The sequence below is a fragment of the Cupriavidus sp. Met-2 genome (assembly GCF_049843575.1).
In the GTDB taxonomy this organism is placed as follows: domain Bacteria; phylum Pseudomonadota; class Gammaproteobacteria; order Burkholderiales; family Burkholderiaceae; genus Cupriavidus; species Cupriavidus metallidurans.
Map to the genome: position 1 here is coordinate 97167 of NZ_JBBHZL010000011.1, position 17248 is coordinate 114414.

At 62.7% G+C, this 17248-nt stretch carries 16 protein-coding genes and 1 pseudogene; 11 read left to right on the plus strand and 6 right to left on the minus strand.

The window, feature by feature from the left end:
• The first annotated feature begins 53 nt into the window (after positions 1 to 53).
• Positions 54 to 1190 carry a Fic family protein gene (locus WD006_RS21905; protein ID WP_029308945.1) on the plus strand — a complete coding sequence of 379 codons (1137 nt, stop codon included), beginning with the start codon at positions 54 to 56 and terminating at the stop codon, positions 1188 to 1190.
• 35 nt (positions 1191 to 1225) lie between these two features.
• Here WD006_RS21905 and WD006_RS21910 read toward each other — a convergent pair whose 3' ends face one another.
• Positions 1226 to 2245: a LacI family DNA-binding transcriptional regulator gene (locus WD006_RS21910; RefSeq protein ID WP_029308946.1), complete on the minus strand. Its 1020-nt coding sequence runs from the start codon at positions 2243 to 2245 to the stop codon at positions 1226 to 1228.
• Positions 2246 to 2352: 107 nt separating this feature from the next.
• Between WD006_RS21910 and WD006_RS21915 the strand changes: the two genes are divergently transcribed.
• The 7 genes and pseudogenes from WD006_RS21915 (at position 2353) to WD006_RS21945 (ending at position 9354) form a co-directional block, all read left to right on the plus strand.
• A complete protein-coding gene (locus tag WD006_RS21915; RefSeq protein ID WP_035833418.1) occupies positions 2353 to 3210 on the plus strand; it encodes an SDR family NAD(P)-dependent oxidoreductase in 858 nt (285 codons plus the stop codon).
• 10 nt (positions 3211 to 3220) lie between these two features.
• Positions 3221 to 4276, plus strand: coding sequence for a Bug family tripartite tricarboxylate transporter substrate binding protein (locus WD006_RS21920; protein WP_051723301.1), 1056 nt, complete (start codon positions 3221 to 3223; stop codon positions 4274 to 4276).
• Between the two features lie 18 nt (positions 4277 to 4294).
• Positions 4295 to 4828 carry a carboxymuconolactone decarboxylase family protein gene (locus WD006_RS21925; protein ID WP_029308949.1) on the plus strand — a complete coding sequence of 178 codons (534 nt, stop codon included), beginning with the start codon at positions 4295 to 4297 and terminating at the stop codon, positions 4826 to 4828.
• 176 nt (positions 4829 to 5004) lie between these two features.
• Entirely contained in the window at positions 5005 to 5403 is a 399-nt protein-coding gene (locus WD006_RS21930) for a hypothetical protein (protein WP_024569727.1), read from the plus strand.
• A 599-nt stretch (positions 5404 to 6002) separates the two neighbouring features.
• Positions 6003 to 6533: a DUF2726 domain-containing protein gene (locus tag WD006_RS21935; protein WP_011519079.1), complete on the plus strand. Its 531-nt coding sequence runs from the start codon at positions 6003 to 6005 to the stop codon at positions 6531 to 6533.
• A 213-nt stretch (positions 6534 to 6746) separates the two neighbouring features.
• Positions 6747 to 8626, plus strand: a pseudogene (locus WD006_RS21940) (ATP-dependent nuclease).
• A 185-nt stretch (positions 8627 to 8811) separates the two neighbouring features.
• Complete coding sequence (locus WD006_RS21945) at positions 8812 to 9354, plus strand: DUF6984 family protein (protein WP_375198992.1); 543 nt, start codon at positions 8812 to 8814, stop codon at positions 9352 to 9354.
• Here the strand turns inward: WD006_RS21945 and WD006_RS21950 are convergent.
• The 3 genes from WD006_RS21950 to WD006_RS21960 all read right to left on the minus strand — a co-directional run bounded on the left by WD006_RS21950 (position 9291) and on the right by WD006_RS21960 (position 11211).
• Positions 9291 to 9689, minus strand: a complete 399-nt coding sequence (locus WD006_RS21950; RefSeq protein WP_035833420.1) for a VOC family protein — start codon at positions 9687 to 9689, stop codon at positions 9291 to 9293. The two genes, WD006_RS21945 and WD006_RS21950, sit on opposite strands and share 64 nt — an antisense overlap.
• Before the next feature lie 84 nt (positions 9690 to 9773).
• The gene (locus tag WD006_RS21955) at positions 9774 to 10907 is read right to left on the minus strand and encodes a WD40/YVTN/BNR-like repeat-containing protein (RefSeq protein WP_029308951.1); all 1134 of its coding nucleotides are present in this window, start codon (positions 10905 to 10907) and stop codon (positions 9774 to 9776) included.
• Positions 10908 to 10941: 34 nt separating this feature from the next.
• Positions 10942 to 11211: a MoaD/ThiS family protein gene (locus tag WD006_RS21960; protein WP_008646108.1), complete on the minus strand. Its 270-nt coding sequence runs from the start codon at positions 11209 to 11211 to the stop codon at positions 10942 to 10944.
• 267 nt (positions 11212 to 11478) lie between these two features.
• Here WD006_RS21960 and WD006_RS21965 point away from each other — a divergent pair, with 267 nt between their 5' ends.
• Both WD006_RS21965 and WD006_RS21970 read left to right on the plus strand, forming a co-directional pair.
• Positions 11479 to 12351 (plus strand): c-type cytochrome, encoded by an 873-nt coding sequence (locus tag WD006_RS21965; RefSeq protein WP_029308952.1) that lies wholly within the window; start codon positions 11479 to 11481, stop codon positions 12349 to 12351.
• A 35-nt stretch (positions 12352 to 12386) separates the two neighbouring features.
• Entirely contained in the window at positions 12387 to 14123 is a 1737-nt protein-coding gene (locus WD006_RS21970) for a SulP family inorganic anion transporter (protein WP_029308953.1), read from the plus strand.
• Between the two features lie 20 nt (positions 14124 to 14143).
• Here the strand turns inward: WD006_RS21970 and WD006_RS21975 are convergent, their stop codons facing one another.
• Entirely contained in the window at positions 14144 to 15079 is a 936-nt protein-coding gene (locus WD006_RS21975) for a DNA/RNA non-specific endonuclease (protein ID WP_029308954.1), read from the minus strand.
• 277 nt (positions 15080 to 15356) lie between these two features.
• On the opposite strand from WD006_RS21975, the gene WD006_RS21980 reads away from it, so the two are divergent.
• Positions 15357 to 16199 (plus strand): TauD/TfdA dioxygenase family protein, encoded by an 843-nt coding sequence (locus WD006_RS21980; RefSeq protein ID WP_029308955.1) that lies wholly within the window; start codon positions 15357 to 15359, stop codon positions 16197 to 16199.
• 34 nt (positions 16200 to 16233) lie between these two features.
• On the opposite strand, the gene WD006_RS21985 is transcribed toward WD006_RS21980, so the two are convergent.
• On the minus strand, positions 16234 to 17241 hold the full coding sequence (locus WD006_RS21985; protein ID WP_375198985.1) for an AraC family transcriptional regulator: 1008 nt from the start codon (positions 17239 to 17241) through the stop codon (positions 16234 to 16236).
• Between the last annotated feature and the right edge of the window lie 7 nt (positions 17242 to 17248).

Sequence of the window (17248 nt, forward strand, 5' to 3'; positions counted from 1 at the left end):
ACTTGTGCGGCGAATATCTTGTCCATGCGGTGAATGCCGGCCATAATCCCCGCATGAATCGCGGCGAATACACCTATATCTGGCAAGCCCCCGACTGGCCCAACTGGCGCTACGACCTCGGCGCGCTAGCCTCGCAGATGGCCGAGGTCAGTCGCGCCCAAGGCATGTTGATGGGGAGACTGGCAGACCTCGGCATGGGGCTGCGGGACCAGGCGTGCCTGGCGGCGCTGACCGACGACGTAGTCAAGACCAGTGAAATCGAGGGCGAGCATCTCAGCGTGCATTCGGTGCGCTCGTCCATCGCACGACGGCTCGGTGTTGAAATCGGCGCGCTGGCGCCCGTCGATCGACATGTCGATGGCGTCGTCGAAATGGTGCTGGACGCCACCACCAACAGCCAGGCGCCGGTGTCCCAGACGCGACTGTTCGGCTGGCACGCGGCGCTGTTTCCAACCGGCTACTCGGGCCTGTCGCGGATCAACGTCGCCCACTGGCGCGACGACTCGGCGGGGCCCATGCAGGTGGTTTCCGGCCCGATCGGCCGACAGCGCGTGCATTTCGAAGCGCCGCCCGCCGAACGTCTGCCCGCGGAGACGGACCGTTTCCTGGCATGGATCAACGCCGCGTCTGGCGAAGCCCCATTGATCCGCGCCGGCCTTGCTCACCTGTGGTTCGTGACACTGCACCCGTTCGACGATGGCAATGGCCGTATCGCGCGCGCCATCGGCGATCTGATGCTGGCGCGGGCCGACGGCAGCACGCAACGCTTCTACAGCCTGTCGGCCCAGATCCAGCGCGAACGCAACGCGTACTACGACATCCTCGAACGGACGCAGAAGGACGCAATGGAGGTCACGCCGTGGTTGTCATGGTTCCTTGAGACGTTGCACCGCGCGGTGGATCAGGCGCAGGTCACGCTCGACGACGTCCTGGCCAAGTCACGCTTCTGGCAGCACTGGGGCACGCAGGCGCTCAACGCCCGGCAGATCAAGGTGTTGAACCGGTTGCTGGACGGATTCGACGGCAAGCTCACGAGCAGCAAATGGGCGGCCATCGCCAAATGCTCCAGCGATACCGCGCTGCGGGACCTTAACGATCTGGTCGAGCGGGGGATGCTGCGCAAGGCGGCGGCGGGCGGCCGAAGCACCAGCTACGAGTTGAACGATGTGCCAGGCGACGGCAATCGCTGAATTCGCGGACTGCCGTACCGGGCGTCCTGGGGACGCTACCGCCCCGGACGCACCGGCGCGCATGATTCGCCCAACATAAGATCCATCGGTATCACCACGCGCCGCGCCTCGCCAGCGTAGTGGCCTTCGAGCCGGTCGAGCATCAGGTTCGCCGCGGTCTCTGCCGAAAGCGCTGTGTTGAAGCGGAGCATCGTCGGGGGCGGATACATCAGTTCGAGCGTTTCCGGCGTGCCAAGCGCGATGACGGACAGATCGTGCGGCACTTCCAGCCCGGCCTTGCGCGCCTCATAGAGCGCCCCTGAAAGCAGGCGCGTGCCCAGCGCGATCACCGCCGTCGGCGGTTGCTTCAGCGCCAGCATCTGCTTCATCGCCGCGCGCGAGGAGTCCATCGAGGGCAGGGTGCACACCAGCGCGGGATCGAATGCAAGCCCGACCTCGGCCAGTCCTTCCTGATAGCCGAGCAGCTTCTCACGGCCCGGACGGATGCTTTCCTTTGGCCCGAAGAACGCAATGCGCCGATGGCCGAGTTGCTTCAGGTAGCGCACTGCCAGGCTCAGTCCGGTTCGATGGTCGATCAGCACGCAATCCCTGGGCGATGCCGTTTCGCGATCCATGATGACGATCGGCAGGTCCGCCTTGGCGAACAGGTCTTCGGCCGGGTCCGAACTTTCCATGCTCAGTGACGCGATGATGCCCTCAAGCCGGCGCGTCTCGAACAGTTCGACCAGCAGGCGGTCGCGGTGGTGCTGGTTCCGCGTGGTGCCGATCAGCATCGAATAGCCCGCAGCGTGCATGTGCTGCTCGACTTCGCTGAAATGGGCCGCCAGCAGCGGATTGCTGATATCGGTTGTCAGATAGCCGACCGTTCGACTGCGCCCGGTACGCAGATGGCGCGCGGCGAAGCTCGGCTCATAGTCGAGTGCTTTCGCCGCGGCCAGCACGCGGCCGCGCAGTTCCTGGCTCGCATAGCCGTTGCCGTTCAGGACGCGCGACACACTGCCGACCGATACCCCCGCCGCCTGCGCCACATCGCGCACAGAAGCCTTTCCCGTCATGGTCTTCCCTAATGAAAACGTTCCACAGTTGGACGCCGATTTCCTTGCTGGGTAAATTAATACCACACGGAAAACGATTCCACATCTGGAACTACAACGGAGACAACATGACCGCGACACGCCCGATCCATCCGGAAGTGCAATGTTTTGACGAGGCGCTGGGACAAACCCCGCCCGCTGGCGGCCGACTGGCAGGGCGTCGCATTCTCGTCGTCGGGGCCGGACAGCGCGTCATCGATGATCCGGACCCGCCCGTCGGCAACGGCCGCGCGATCTCGCTGCTGTTTGCGCGTGAAGGCGCCACACTGACCTGCGTCGATATTTCCGAACCCGCCGTGGCGGAGACCTGCAGGCAGGCGAAGGACCTGGGTGCGACCGTCTTTGCCGAGGTGGCCGATGTCGAACGCGCCGAGACCATCGCGCCGCTAGTCGAGCGCGCGGCTCGTCAGATGGGAGGCCTCGACGGCCTGGTCATGGTGGTGGGCATTTCCAGCGCCTTGCCGATCGATAAGCAGGACGCCAACACGTGGGACCGCGAGTACGCCGTCAACGTGCGCAGCAACATGCTGTTCGCGCAGCAGGCCATGCGCCATATGGAGCCGGGTAGTTCCATCGTGCTGATGTCCTCGCTGGCTGCCTTGCGCAACAGCAGCGGCAACCCGGCCTATGAGTCGTCGAAGGCCGCCCAGGTGGCGCTGGCGCGTTCCATTGCGATGGCCGGGCAGAAGCAGGGCATCCGCTGCAACAGCCTGTTGCCGGGACTCATGGACACGCCGATGGGCCGTGCCGCCACCGCGCGACGGCCCGCGCGCGTCGGTGGGGCGCTGCCGTTCGGCCGGCAGGGCACCGGATGGGAGGTGGCGTATGCGTGCCTGTTCCTGATGTCCCACGAATCGTCGTACGTCAACGCGCACGCGTTGCAGGTGGACGGCGGACTGGCCGCCGGTGTGGCCCTGACGGCCTGAGGAGCGCTGCATGGATGCATCTCTTGTTTATGCGCGGGCGCACCGGTTGCGCGCGTTACGACCATTACGACCACTACGCCCGTTGCCTGCCCTGTTGCCGACGGCCTTGTCCATCGCGACGGTATGCCTGGCAGCCGTGACGCCCGTGCCGGGCCAGGCGGCTTCGGACTATCCGAGCCGGCCCATCAAGCTGGTGCTCGGCTTTCCGCCCGGTGGCAGTACCGATGTGGGCGCCAGGCGGGTGGCTGACCAGCTCGGCAAACGGCTCGGCCAGCCGGTGGTGGTGGAGAATCGTCCGGGCGCGTCGGGCAATATCGCGGCCGCCTATGTCGCCAAGACGCCGCCGGATGGCTACACGCTGTTCTACGGCACCAACACCACGCACGCGATGAACGTCAGCCTGTATCCGAAACTGGGCTACGACCCGGTGAAGGATTTCGTCCCGATCGTGCTGATGGGCAAGGTCTGGAACGTGCTGAGCGTGAATCCGTCGTACAAGGCCACCTCGCTGGCAGAGCTGATCGCGATGGCCAAGGCAGCGCCGGGACAGATCGACGTCGCGACACCGGGAAACTCGACCAGTCCGCATATGTCGCTCGTGCTGTTGGAGTCCAGAGCGGGCATCAAGATCACGCACGTGCCGTACAAGGGCAGCGCCGCGGCGCTGAACGACGTGATGGGCGGCCAGACGTCCGTGCTCTTCGACAACCTGCCGGCCTCGCTGCCCTATATCAAGGCAGGCAAGCTGCGCGCGCTGGCGGTTTCATCGCCCAAACGGCTGTCCGTCCTGCCTGACGTTCCGACCTTCGACGAACTCGGCATCAAGGGCTACGAAGTTGCAGGGTGGGGCGCGCTGTGGGCGCCGGCCGGGACACCGCAGGCCATCGTGGACCGGCTCAATCGCGAGACCAATGCAGTCCTGAAGGATCCCACCATGATCGCGCAAATGGAGGCGCTGGCATCTGACCCTCAGGGCGGTACGGCGAAGTCGCTGGCAGCCTTTGCCGCAACCGAAACGCAGCGCTGGGGCGAGGTCATCCGCGCCGCCGGACTCAAACTCGACTAGACAACGCAGGAGACAATCATGGCAAGACTTCCATACTTCGATCTGGAACAGGCATCGCCGACGTACAGGAAGATGATCGGCGCGCGTCCGCCGCTGAACCTCTACAGGATGCTGCCCCATGGCGGCGCCGTGGGCGAGGGATTCCTGGCGCTCGGTGGCGCGATCCTGCGCGAATCGGAACTGGACCCGACGTTGCGCGAACTGGTGATCCTGCGTGTGGGGGCGCTATCGGGGGCATCCTATGAAATCCATCAGCATCGGCGCGTCGCCCGGAAGGCAGGGGTGCCTGAAAACAAGATCGAAAGCGTGCTCGACCACGGCGCCGCCGAGCCTGACCCGAACGTGTTCTCCGACCTCGAGATCCGGCTGATCCGCTTCACAGATGCGGTCGTCCGGGACGTCAAGGCGCCGGCCCCGCTATACGAGGCCGTCGCATCGGTGCTGTCCAACAAGCAGCTGATCGAGGTGCTGATGACGATCGGCTTCTACATGCTGGTCAGCCGCTTCCTGGAAAATCTCGAGATCGATATCGAGAATCCACCTGTGGTCTGACGGCGCGACGCCCGCCCGCGTGTTTTTTCTAGTAGGGCCCCGGGACGCGGTTGTGCCAAGGCAACGAGGTCTGTACGATGCCGGCACCATGGCTGGCACGGCGGCGAAAGCACGCTCGCCGCCCGGCCCGACTTCGGACCACCCACGCCCGCGGGGCGGGCGTCTCAGGAAAACACATGCAAAAAACCCGGGTTCTGCTGATTGCCGCCTTGGCGGCCCCTTTGCTTGCGGCCTGCGCGGGCGGCGGTAATACCCCCGACTACATCCAGTCGCAAGAACCCAAGCGCATCCACTCGAATGCCAGCGTAGGCGACCTGGTCCAGTGCCTGAAGAGCAAGCTGCAGGAAGAAGCGACCATCGTCCCCTATGCGGAACCGGGCAAGGTCGATATCCGCATCGGCCACGCGTCCGCCTCCGAGATGCGCTACTTCTACCTGATCTACCTCCGCGCCGCCGCCCAGGGCTCGGACGTGGAAATCCGCAGCGCGGGCGAGTGGCACCCAATCCTGCGACAAGGCCGTATCGAAGGCATCGTTGAAGACTGCAAGCCCGGCGCCGCCAGCGCGCGCGGGTAATCTCAGGCCGCCGGCCAACTCACCATGTCGTACCGAATCGCCCGGGCGTTACGTAACACGTAACACCGGCGCGACAGCGACGTTCGCCACCAACGGCCTTGCACCGGCCGTCTGAAACGCCCGTAAGTCATTGAAACGATTGATTTTCAAGGTGCTCGACCGAGCGAATCCGACGAGGGCGAATTGAGCCGTGCCAGGGCTGGCACGCGGGTTGCGAATATGGAAGCGTCAAGGCTCAGGCCAAGGCTCAAGCAGTGGAGCCCCGGGCAGATCCCCGACCTACCACCCCAGGCTGATACCTGCACAGCCTGGGGTCTTTTTTTGCGGGGGCTGGGTTTGGCCAGAAGCCGCCGGTCGACACACTCGCCTCGATTGCACACAATCCGAAGGCAACGCCCGCGATCGCTTGGGGGCGGCAATGCTAGCCCCGTACGAAGATTGCTTTCTCCGGTGTTGTGATCAAGTTGGCAAGTGCGGATGGAACCCTCCGTTTGGGGCATGCGAGGTTACAGGCCTCTCGCCATAATCGCCGGTCGGGCCTCCGGGCACCGATATCGCTAGCTAATGCGGCGCACAGAGCAAGAATATCGAGGAGGCATATGAAGGCATTATTCGGCCTAGCGTTGTTCATGGCGCTCGTCTTTATCGTGCTGGGCGCGATGAAGACGAAGCGCGGCGGGGACAGGTCTTCGAAGCGCTATCAGTTTTCCCGAAAGGCACCGTTCATGCGCGACGACGAAATCCATCTCTATGAGCGGTTAGTGGTTGGCCTTCGAAACGCGCATGTGTTTCCGCAGGTAGCCATGTCGTCTTTCGTGCAGCACAAGGGGAAGGAGTACGGTGCCCGGAGTCTGTTTTCGCAGAAATATGTCGATTATCTCGTGTGTGAACGCGGGACAATGAGACCGCTGTATGTGATCGAGCTTGACGGCGCTTCGCATGGCAGCGTGCGGGCGAAAAAGCGGGATGAGCAAAAGAATCAGGTGCTGGAATCGGCGGGGATTCCGATCAAGCGGTACACGTCGAAGGACGTCGATTTCAAGGTCATTTTGTTGGATTTCGCATCGGTGGTTAGACCGGCAGAATCGGTTATGGATCCCGTTAGTAGGAGCGTGGTAAACCTTATGTAATGAAAGGACGAGCTCGGGACGAGCGGATTCGGCCAGGAATGGTCGTCCGCCGCCGTCGCCAAATTGTGAACAATTTTCGCGACCATAGGGTGGGTGGCCCTCCACCCACACATCGCAGAGGACGGAAACGCGCCTGTCGCCGCCATGCAGGAGCCGCTCAGCGGGTTCAATAGTTCAAGAGGCGACATAAATCACAAGGAGCAGAAGCCAGAAATGAAGATCCAAACCGTTCGCATCCGAAACTTTCGCACGTTGAAAGACGTAACGATTCCGTTCGATTCCGTCACGACCTTCATCGGGCCGAACGGTGCTGGCAAATCAACGGTGCTTCGTGCGCTTGACTGGTTCTTCAACGGCAAGCCCGGCTCGCTGACCGAGGAGGATTGCTCTTTTGGGGCGACCGACGAAGACATCGAGGTTCAGATCACCTTCGCAGACCTCACCGAAAAGGATCGTGAGGCACTTGGCAAGTACGCGCCGGAGGGAGTTGGCACGTTCACCGCATGGAAGCGCCGATCTCCTGATGGCGCCGATGTGCTCTCCGCCAATGCAAAGGGATTTCCGGACTTCAATGGCATCAAGGCGGCAGGGGGTGCGACTGCGAAGAGAGAGCTGTACGCCAGTCTCCGGCGCGATCGCCCGGAGCTTGATCTTCCCGCGGCGAATACTGGTCCTGCCGTCGAGCAGTCGATGACGACTTGGGAGGCGGCTCACACTGATCAACTTCTCGATGCGCCCGAGGCTCTACAAACTAACTTCTTCGGTTTCAACAGCGGCGGCAAGATGAGTGGGCTCTTCGACTTCGTCCTCGTTACGGCCGACCTTCGGGCGAGTGAAGAGTCCATCGACGGCAAGGCAAGCATCATTGGGCGAATCCTTGAGCGCTCGATTGACCGAACTGCCGCTGATGAGGCAATCGCAGAAATCGTTGCGGAGTCACGGGCAAAGCAGCAACAGGTCTATGAAGAGAAGTTCAAGGAGCAGCTTGGGGCCATCACGACGCAGCTCAACGAGGTCGTCACAACCTATGCGCTGGCCGTGCAATCACGGTTTCGCCGGCTGAAGTGGAACTCAAGGCGCCTCGCACGACGTTCGACGTGGCTGTGCTTGATGGCACCACCGAGACTGCGGTGGAGCGGCAAGGACACGGTTTTCAGCGCACGCTGCTGATCTCAGCACTACAACTCTTGGCCCAGTCAGGTGCAGCCTCGGCCGAGGGAATAATTTGCCTGGCGATCGAGGAGCCAGAACTTTTCCAGCATCCGATTCAGGCGCAGGCCTTTGCGAAGGTGCTTAGATCGCTCGCCGAAGACGCTAGCAAACGCATTCAGGTGACCTATGCGACGCATAGTCCCTACTTCCTGGAGGCCCGACATTTCCATCAAATCAGACGGCTGACGAGATCGGCTGACGAAGTCCCGGTAGTTACGGTCCACTGTGCCACTGTTGAGATTGTGAAGGCCAAGCTGAATGGAACAGTGGATGGCGATGTGGTCGATCGCAGGCTCGACCATAACGTGGCTGACCAGCTTGCCATAGCACTCTTCGCGAATCGCGCTTTTCTTGTGGAGGGCACAACCGAATCTGCTGTGTTCTACGGTATTGGAGATAGAACTTCCCCCGGCGCACTTGAAGCGGCAGGAATTTCGATCGTTCCTGTGGGCAGCAAGACATCGATACCCCTCGCGCATGCGATTCTGGAATCTATTGGCGTGCCAGTCTACGCACTGTTTGATGCGGACGGTGGATTTGAAACGCGAGCCAAAGCCAAAAACAAAAAGCAAGAGGAAATAGATCGGGAGCGCAACAATCATGCACTGGAGAACCGCAGGTTAATGCGGTACTTCGGCTTGCCTGAAGAGGATTTTCCACCTACTACTATTTCGGACGTCGCGGCCATATTGGATGATCACCTTGAATCGTTTCTGTCTGCGAACTGGAGTGAATGGATAACTACCTGCAATAGCGTCGAGCAGGATGCTGGAATAAATCTCTCGAAAAACCAATTGGCATACCGGACTGCAACACTCCGGTCGGGAGGAGTGGTGCCAGTAATGCTTACACAGATTCTTGTCAAGGTGGAGGGTAAGTAACCTGACATTGACCTCCTGGCCTAGCTGCACGTTTTGAAGCAGATGCGGCCGTTGCATCGATGGTGGACTAGCCGCGCTGAGCCCAGTCTTCATGCTGACTCGAAACATTCACGGCGCGCGCACTTTTCTTTTCAAGCATGACGATCAGAACCCTGAACGAAGCTGAGATTGTATTGATCAGGCATATGCTGCGGGGAACAGTGCAGGAGATTGCAATCGCTAACTCCCTCCCGACGTGCCTCGTCGAAGAAATGACCGATGATGGAATTGGGAGTCTCCGCTTCGATTCCAATATTCAAGCCCGGCTTCTCTGCAGGGATATCTGCAAGATGGAGTTCCCAGACTTCAATGCTGTGCGCAACTTCGTAACGTTGTTGCTGGACAATTACGACGAGTTGTTCGATCTCAACGTTTGGAACGCAGATTTCTCTCCTCTCAAACAATTCCCGCAGATTCGTCCGGCATCGGGCTCACGCACGCTGCCCCCTCAAGATTGCGTTAGACACTCCAACGTCCGCTTTCGGGAAAATGAACGTCCGCTTCGGGTCGATCAGAGACAGCCATCGCCCTGGCTGTTGGCAGCCGACTCGATCGGGCTCTTCCCAGCCAGATGGAGACAGTCGCGACGCAACCTATATGGCCACGCCAATCGCAACAGCCAGGCCTATTCACGCACCGGATCGTGGCAGCAAACGCAGATCTTATTTCCCTCGGAATCCCGGAAATAAGCGCCGTAATAGTCAGGGTGGTATTCAGGTCTTAAACCCGGAACGCCCTCGCAAGATCCTCCGGTGGCCAAGGCGCTGGCGTAGGCCTTGTCGACCGACTTGCGATCCGGCGCAAGTAACGCAACCATTTGACCGTTACCGCACCTGGCAGGGTTGCCGTCGTATGGCCCGCCAATCAGGAAGAGGGGCCGTGGCATGCCTTCCGCCATCCAGCCGGCCCAAGGCTTGTCAGGCTCGCTGAACTTCAGTTTGTGCCCGAGATCGCCCATGATCACCGAATAGAATCTGAAAGCCCGGGCAAAATCGGTAACGCCGACAAAAACGTGCGAAATCATCTGGTTCTTCCCCGAAGCAGGCATTAGCGCTGTCTGACGATAGCATGGCAGCAGCGCGTATGGCGCCTGCGGCAGGCTCTGCTCCTATCCAAAGCGAACACAATAAATCGGTGGCAAATGGGCTGAAATCAGATGCCAGTTTTCGCCGCCGTTCTCGGACGCCCAAAGCGCGCCGGTGGTCGATCCCATCGCCAGGCGCGTGCCGGAGTCATCCACCGCGAGGCCGTGCCGATACACCAGGTCATAGGCCGGTGCGGACGGCAGACCTGCCGAGAAACGCTCGAACGTGCGCCCGCCATCGCGGGTGCGCGTGACGACGAACTGGCCATCCACCGGGATCCGGCACTGGTCCTTCACGGCGGGCACGAACCACGCGGTGTCTGGCTCGTGCGGATGCACGGCAACCGCGAAGCCGAAGCTCGATGGCTGCGCTTCAATCCGGTGCCACTGCATCGCCCCGTCGGTCGAGCGGAAGATGGCGCAATGATGCTGTGTCCACAGGACGTCCGGGTTGGCCGCGCATTGCACGACGCGGTGCGGGTCCTGCGTGTTGGCGTCGCCGCGCTGTTCCGGTGGCATGTAGTCGGCCTCCATGCCATCGGCAGTCAATTGCCAGGTCGCGCCTCCGTCGCTGGTTTGCCAGACGCCACCGCACGACACACCGATCGTCACGTGCCGGCTGTCGCGCGGATCCACCATCACGGAATGGATGCCCGGCGCATCGTAGCCGCCTCCAAACCATCCGCGACGCTCCGGACGATCCCATAGCGTGCGGTTGAGTACCCATGTGTCGCCGCCATCGTCGGAGCGGAAGAGCCCGCCGGGAATCGTGCCGGCCCACAAGACGCCCGGCTCGTCCCCGCCGCCTGTCTCGAGCGACCAGATTTGCTGAAGCGACCACGGAGGCGAGGGTGGGATTGGGGCAGTCGCGCTTGCATCGTTCGCGCCGCCACCGGCGTGCTCGTCGGCTGGCTGCGGCGGGTAGACAGGCACCGCGCATTCTTCCCAATCGTCCATGCCAGCGCGCCGGCGATGCAGCTTCACGCCGAAATGGCCGAGATTGAGCGCCGCATACAGCGATCCGTCTCGCCGGTCAGCCAGCACCATGTTCACGGGCTCGCCGATGAAATGGGGCTCGCCGAGCGTCCAGCCGCCTTTGCCGTCGGCCTGCAACACAAACAATCCCTTGCGAGTTGCAACAAGCAACCTGTCGCTCATGTCTAGTGCCTCCTCGCGTGTGAGTGGACTCCCGCTATCCGCCCGACAGCGCCTGTATGACGTGCACCTGGCTTTTTTCGCCGAGCGCATCGGACAGATGTTGCCGATCGAGCACCCGTCGGCCGTCCACAAACACGGCAAGATGCCTTCGCAGCGCCCCCTGATCGTCGAGGATATAGCCGCGTAGTTGGGGGCGATCCGCGAAGACAGCCTCGAGCGCTTCGCCAAGCGTGCGCGCGTCGACCTCGCGCTCGGGCGTTGGAATATGGCGCTGAATCGAAGCGGCGAAGAAAATGTGCGCCATGAAGGGGGCTGCGCTGGAACGGGGCCTGGCTGTTGGTTTTGTAGTTTAGGCGATCCGGAATGGGCTTTGAGGCATCTCGAGACGCCACTGACACACCAGACACAGCGGCGTGTGGCGATGGTTTTGGACCTGAACGCTCGCCGCTCAATGCCCAACCCAGACCACCTTATGGCCTCCATTTGCTTGTGCGTGCACAGCACTCCAGCACGCCGCCATACGCTAGACTCCCGACACCGCCCAACTGACAATTCGCCCCCCGGAGACCCCATGCCCCCCTGGTTCGCCAAGCTCGCCGGCACACTCGGTTGCGCCCTGATGCTTCTGACCGGCCCAGCCGGAGCCGCAGGCGCAGCCGACCCCGCCACACTGACCATCGTGTCCGGCCCGCAGGAGCGAAGCTGGACACGCCAGGAACTGCTCAAGGATCGCCGTCTTGTGTCGGTGACCGTGGACGATGACAACCTCAAGCGGCGCCTGACCTTCAAGGCCATCCCGCTGGCGGCGCTGTTGCACGGCTTGCCGGTTGCCGCCGATGCCACAGCCACGACCGCTGCCAGCGACGGGTATATTTCCCACCTGCCGGTGCGGCTGCTGATTGCCGATGGCGCAGATACCCCGCGCGCGTGGCTCGCTGTGGAAAATCCGGCTGCGCCGTGGCCGAAGCTCAAAGGGCAGGACATCGGGCCGTTCCGGCTGATCTGGAGCGTGCCAAAGGGGCACGCCCATAACAAGGTCAGCGAGAGCAGCGAGATCAACGAAAGTCTCTGGACCTACAGCATCGTCCGGATCGACGTGACCGTATCGCCGGGCGAGCGCTTTGCCGCCATCCGTCCGGCGGCGGACCTGCCAGCCGACAGCCCGGTGGTGCGCGGCTTCGCCACCTTCCAGCGAGTCTGTTTTTCCTGCCACTCGATGAACCGAATGGGCGATGCCACGCTGGGGCCGGACCTGAACGTGCCGAACAGCGCCGTGGAGTACCTGGGCGACGAAAAGTTGAGCGCGCTGATCCGCGACCCGCAATCGCTACGCTGGTGGCCGGGCTCGCGCATGTCGTCGATCGACCAGAGAACCCTGTCCGATGCCGACCTGAAGGACCTGCTGGCCTATCTGCATCACATGGCCGGGCGAAAGGCGCCATGAGGATGGAAAAAAGAGGGGCCTGACTTGCCGGGCGCATGGGGCTACCATGCGTCAGATACGCACCCGCGGGAAAAACAACAAAGGGAATCGTGACCACGACCGATTCGACGCACCCGACCGACAGCGCGCGCGACGGCAGCCGCCTGCGCGACCTGGTTGCCGGCTGTTCGATAGCCGGCCTGCTGCTACCCGAAGCGGTGGCGTACGCCGGCATCGCCAATTTGCCACCGCAGGCCGGCCTGATCGGCCTGCTGGTGGGCCTGGTGGTCTACGGTCTCGCAGGCACCAGCCGGTTCGCGGTGGTTTCGGCCACGTCGTCCTCAGCAGCGGTGCTGGCCGCCATCACGCTTTCCATGTCCGGCGCGGACCCCGCGCAGCGGCTGTTGCTGGCTGCGGGGCTGGTGATCCTGAGCGGCTTCTTCCTGATGCTGGCCGGGCTGGCCAAGCTGGGCGGCATCACCGAATTCATTGCCAAGCCGGTGCTGCGCGGATTTACGTTCGGCCTGGCCATCACCATCATCCTCAAGCAACTGGCCAGCGTGGTGGGCGTGCACCCCGCGCACAACGATCTGCCGCGCTTCACCTACGAAATGCTGGGGCAGCTCTCGGCCTGGAACGTGAATGCGCTCATCGTCGCGCTGGTTGCGCTGGCGTTGCTGTTCGGCATGTCGCGCTGGAAGAACGTCCCCGGCCCGCTGGTGGTAATCGTGCTCGGCATTGCCGCCTCGCATGGGGTGGACCTGCATCACTTCGGGATCGGGCAGGTCGGCACGATCGATCTGGCGGATCTGTCGTTCTCGATTCCCGACCTGTCGCGCAGCCAGTGGCTCAGGCTCGGCGAACTGGCCTTCGCGCTGGTGCTGATCCTCTATGCGGAATCCTACAGTTCGATCCGGAGTTTCGCGCTCAAGCACGGCGACAGCACGTCGGCGGACCGCGACCTGCTCGCGCTCGGCTTCGCGAACCTCGGCTCCGGGCTGTTGCATGGTATGCCGGTGGGCGCCGGTTACTCGGCCACTTCGGCCAACGAAGCGGCCGGGGCAACGTCCCGGCTGGCGGGATGGTGCGCGGCCGTGGTCGTCGCCGTGATCGTCGCGCTGTTGCTGCCGCAGCTGGCGCTGACCCCGGAACCGGTGCTGGCCGCCATCGTGGCCTACGCAGTCAGCCATACGCTGCGACTGAGCGTGTTCCGGCCCTATTGGTCATGGCAGCGCGACCGCCTGCTGGTGGTGGCGGCGTGTGTGGCGGTGTTGCTGCTTGGCGTGCTGGATGGCCTGCTGGCCGGCATCGTGGTAAGCCTGCTGCTCACGCTCCGCAATTTTTCCGAACCTCGGGTCAGCCAGTTGGGCCGACTGGGCACGAGCCACAACTACGTGGATGTCTCCAAGCATCCCGAAGCCACGATTCCTCCCGGCTTGCTGATCGCGCGGCCCGAAGCGCCGCTGTTCTTCGCCAATGTGGAACGCATTCTGCTGCGCGTGCGGCACCTGGCCGAGGCGGAGCAGGGCGCCGTGCACACCGTGATCATCAGCCTGGAGGAAACGCCTGACCTGGATGGTTCGACGATCGAGGCCTTGCGTACGTTCGCCGCGGGGGTAGCCAGCCGTGGCCGCCGACTGTTGCTGGTCCGTCTGAAACCGCCTGCGCTGGACGTATTGACGCGCTCGGCGGACGATACGCTGCCGCTCGGCGCCCTGCATGAACTCAGCGTGGATGAGGCGGTGCAGTCGCTGGCCCTGGAAGCCATCGGCGCCGATGCGCCGGCAACATGAACGCGGTGACGGTCCGGCGATCAGGCCATGATGTGTCGTAGCTGAGCCCACCACCGCAGCAAGGTGTGCATGATCCGCTCGAAATCCTGCGCGATGGGCTGAATCAGCGATCTGAGCGCCTGGCCAAGATCCTCGCCCTCGCGCTTCGGCTCGCGCTTCGGCTCACGGTTGCCACGTGTGGTCGATTCCGCCCGCAGCTCCGGCGCAGTGGCAGTCGTGTTTTCACCGGGCATCAGGCCCGGCAGGAATTCGATGCCGGTACGTTTCACCAGTTCGTGATAGCTGATCGGCTTCGAAGGGCGAGCCTCGTTGGTGTTCGCAATCCAGTGCGCCCAGGCGCGATTCGTGGTGGGGTCGTAGACCAGCTTGAAGTAGTAGCTGGGCACCCAGACGCGGCCCGCGCCGATGGTTTGGGGGCGATCGGAGAATACAGGGCCAGAGATCACGTAGACATCGCCCTTGGCCCGCATGGCGTACTTGCGCGTGGCCGATTCGATCGAACTCCACGCCTCGCGGTTGTTCTTTGGCGCCTGTGGCGTCATGTTGGCCAGGCTGAACGATTGCGCCATGGCCTGCGCAGTGGGCTGATCGCCTGCCGGCGCCAGGTGACCACGATCCCATCCGCTGCCGCGGTAGTCGTCCAGCTCGGCGCGTTCGGCTCGCGGTAATCGCGCGTCGGCGAAGAACTGGTTGGTCCGCTTTTCATCGCGGGCATCGACAAGCTGGGATCTCGATAATCGCTCTGCGACGTAGACCGGCGTCTTGCTGCGGCCCGAGTGCATGACCGCGAATGCGTCATAGCAGAGCGGCCGTAACTTCAGGTCGGACGTGGCGGTGACTCTCGGTGGCGCGCTGTGGGCAAAGAACTGGCGGCATTGGGAAAAGTCCGCCATACCTGCGGCGCCAGCAAGCACGGGCGCCATCCCCAGGATCAGGGAAATCACTAACTTCTTCATTGTTCTGGTGTCACGAGTGGGACCAGATTGACTGCGCAAGCGTCAATACGTTCACTCGAAAAAATCAAAATCCGACAGTCTTCTCATTCCGGGCCTTGCACAGACGCCGCGCGCGGGCGATTGGCATGGTCCGCCAAGTCATGGCGCGATGGGTCAAGCAGCAGGCATCGCGGTTGGCCACAATCATTTCCAGACGGCGCGCGGGTGTTTCCGGATTGCCCGCACCACGGCTTCTGGCGTGGCCGCCCTCAATCCACAACGCCCAAGGAATGAAATCATGCAAGTCAATCCCCTCACATGCTCGATCGGCGCCGAACTGGCGGGTGTGAGTATCGCCGATGTTGCGCGCGACGATACGCTCTTCGCTGAAATCAAGGCGCTCCTGCTCAAACACCGCGTGCTGTTCTTCCGCGACCAGGACATCTCGCGGGCCGACCACGTGGCGTTCGCCAAGCGCTTTGGCGATCTGGAAGATCACCCGGTCGCGAACTCGGTGCCCGAGCATCCTGGCCTGATCGAGATCTACAAGAGCGAGAAGCGGGACCACTTCGAGAACACGTACCACACCGATGCCTCGTGGCGCGCCTGTCCACCCAAAGGTGCGGTGCTGCGCTGCATTTCCTGCCCCGATGTCGGTGGCGACACCATATGGGTCAACATGGTAGAGGCCTACAAGCACCTGCCCGAGGACATCAAGGTAAAGATCGCCGGCCTGCGAGCCAAGCATGGTATCGAGCATTCCTTTGGCGCGATCATGACGACCGAAGAGCGCGAGGAACTGGTGCGAAAGAACCCGCTGGTGGACCACCCCGTGGTCCGGACGCACCCCGAAACCGGCGAGAAGATCCTGTACGTCGGGCCGTTCTCAACGCACTTCATTAACTACCACACCGCGGAAAACGTGCGCTTCGGGCAGGACAAGACCCCCGGCGCGAGCCTGCTGCTCAACTACCTCATCAGCCAGGCGGCGATTCCCGAGTATCAGGTCCGCTTCCGCTGGAAGCCGAACAGCGTGGCGCTGTGGGACAACGTCTCCACGCAGCACTATGCCGTGAGCGACTACTGGCCCGCGCCACGCCGGATGGAGCGAGCCACGATCAAGGGCGATCGTCCGTTCTGATCTGCGCTCAACCGAACAGGGCAGGGACGGCCGCTCACGCGGGCTTGTCCGCCCTCCAGCGTGTCGGGGACACACCGAACTGCGCGGCGAACCAGCGCGAGAACGTGCTGACCTCGGAGAAACCGAGCAACGTGGCCACCTGCGACACCGGGTACCGCTGGTCTCCCAGATAGCGGTTGGCCAGCCCCCTGCGCACCTCGCCGAGCAGCGTGGAGAACTCGACGCCTTCCTGCTCCAGCCGCCGCTGTAGCGTGCGCGAACTCATGCCGAGTTGCTGGCCGACCTGTTCGATGCCACTGCGCCCACGCGGCAGCAGCAACTGAATGGCCCGGCGCACGTTGGATGCCGTGGACGCCTGCTTGCCATGCGGACGCTCGTCGAGAAACTCCTTGGCATAGCGGGCCAGATTGACGTCGCCGAGCGGATTGGGCCGATCGAGGTCATGCCGGTCGATCGTGATGCCATCAAAGTCACAGCCGAACTCGACCCGCGTGCCGAACAGGCGCTGGTGCACATGCAGGCTCGGCGGCGCGGCATGGGAGAAATGAACGCTGCGCGGCTTCCAGTGACCACCGAGCATCGACTTCATCAGGCTCTGCAACGCGCCGACCGACAGTTCCACCGGCTGACGGCCAGGATTAGGCCGCTCGGTAATGACCTGCTGGTGGACGATGGCGATATCGTCGAATTCCTCCACGTGGACCGCGACGGATTCGCTGAGCAGATGCCGGTAGGTCTCTAGCTGGCCCAGTGCGTGGCGCAGCGTGGGCTGATGCTGCAGTAGCAGACTGATCGGGCCGAAATCCGACATCCGCCAGGTTTCCGCCATCAGCAAGCCGATCGACGCCGATGCGCCTTGGCCGGCCTGCTCGCTGCTTTCCAGCATCCGGGCGAGCCACGGTTCCGGCACGTGCAGATCCGGCGAGAACATGCAGGATCTGTCGCCACCGACATACTGGATCAGCCGGTCGGCGTCGATGCCAACGGTGCGGGACACTTCGGAGAATTTGACGAGGAGGGCGCTGCGAATCAGAGTACTCATGGCATCA

What these genes read in the sequence shown, in the direction of transcription:
- WD006_RS21905 (WP_029308945.1), top strand. Translation starts at nt 54, where the DNA reads ATGAATCGCGGCGAATACACCTATATCTGGCAAGCCCCCGACTGGCCC.
- WD006_RS21910 (WP_029308946.1), bottom strand. Translation starts at nt 2,245, where the DNA reads ATGACGGGAAAGGCTTCTGTGCGCGATGTGGCGCAGGCGGCGGGGGTA.
- WD006_RS21915 (WP_035833418.1), top strand. Translation starts at nt 2,353, where the DNA reads ATGACCGCGACACGCCCGATCCATCCGGAAGTGCAATGTTTTGACGAG.
- WD006_RS21920 (WP_051723301.1), top strand. Translation starts at nt 3,221, where the DNA reads ATGGATGCATCTCTTGTTTATGCGCGGGCGCACCGGTTGCGCGCGTTA.
- WD006_RS21925 (WP_029308949.1), top strand. Translation starts at nt 4,295, where the DNA reads ATGGCAAGACTTCCATACTTCGATCTGGAACAGGCATCGCCGACGTAC.
- WD006_RS21930 (WP_024569727.1), top strand. Translation starts at nt 5,005, where the DNA reads ATGCAAAAAACCCGGGTTCTGCTGATTGCCGCCTTGGCGGCCCCTTTG.
- WD006_RS21935 (WP_011519079.1), top strand. Translation starts at nt 6,003, where the DNA reads ATGAAGGCATTATTCGGCCTAGCGTTGTTCATGGCGCTCGTCTTTATC.
- WD006_RS21945 (WP_375198992.1), top strand. Translation starts at nt 8,812, where the DNA reads ATGCTGCGGGGAACAGTGCAGGAGATTGCAATCGCTAACTCCCTCCCG.
- WD006_RS21950 (WP_035833420.1), bottom strand. Translation starts at nt 9,689, where the DNA reads ATGATTTCGCACGTTTTTGTCGGCGTTACCGATTTTGCCCGGGCTTTC.
- WD006_RS21955 (WP_029308951.1), bottom strand. Translation starts at nt 10,907, where the DNA reads ATGAGCGACAGGTTGCTTGTTGCAACTCGCAAGGGATTGTTTGTGTTG.
- WD006_RS21960 (WP_008646108.1), bottom strand. Translation starts at nt 11,211, where the DNA reads ATGGCGCACATTTTCTTCGCCGCTTCGATTCAGCGCCATATTCCAACG.
- WD006_RS21965 (WP_029308952.1), top strand. Translation starts at nt 11,479, where the DNA reads ATGCCCCCCTGGTTCGCCAAGCTCGCCGGCACACTCGGTTGCGCCCTG.
- WD006_RS21970 (WP_029308953.1), top strand. Translation starts at nt 12,387, where the DNA reads ATGGGGCTACCATGCGTCAGATACGCACCCGCGGGAAAAACAACAAAG.
- WD006_RS21975 (WP_029308954.1), bottom strand. Translation starts at nt 15,079, where the DNA reads ATGAAGAAGTTAGTGATTTCCCTGATCCTGGGGATGGCGCCCGTGCTT.
- WD006_RS21980 (WP_029308955.1), top strand. Translation starts at nt 15,357, where the DNA reads ATGCAAGTCAATCCCCTCACATGCTCGATCGGCGCCGAACTGGCGGGT.
- WD006_RS21985 (WP_375198985.1), bottom strand. Translation starts at nt 17,241, where the DNA reads ATGAGTACTCTGATTCGCAGCGCCCTCCTCGTCAAATTCTCCGAAGTG.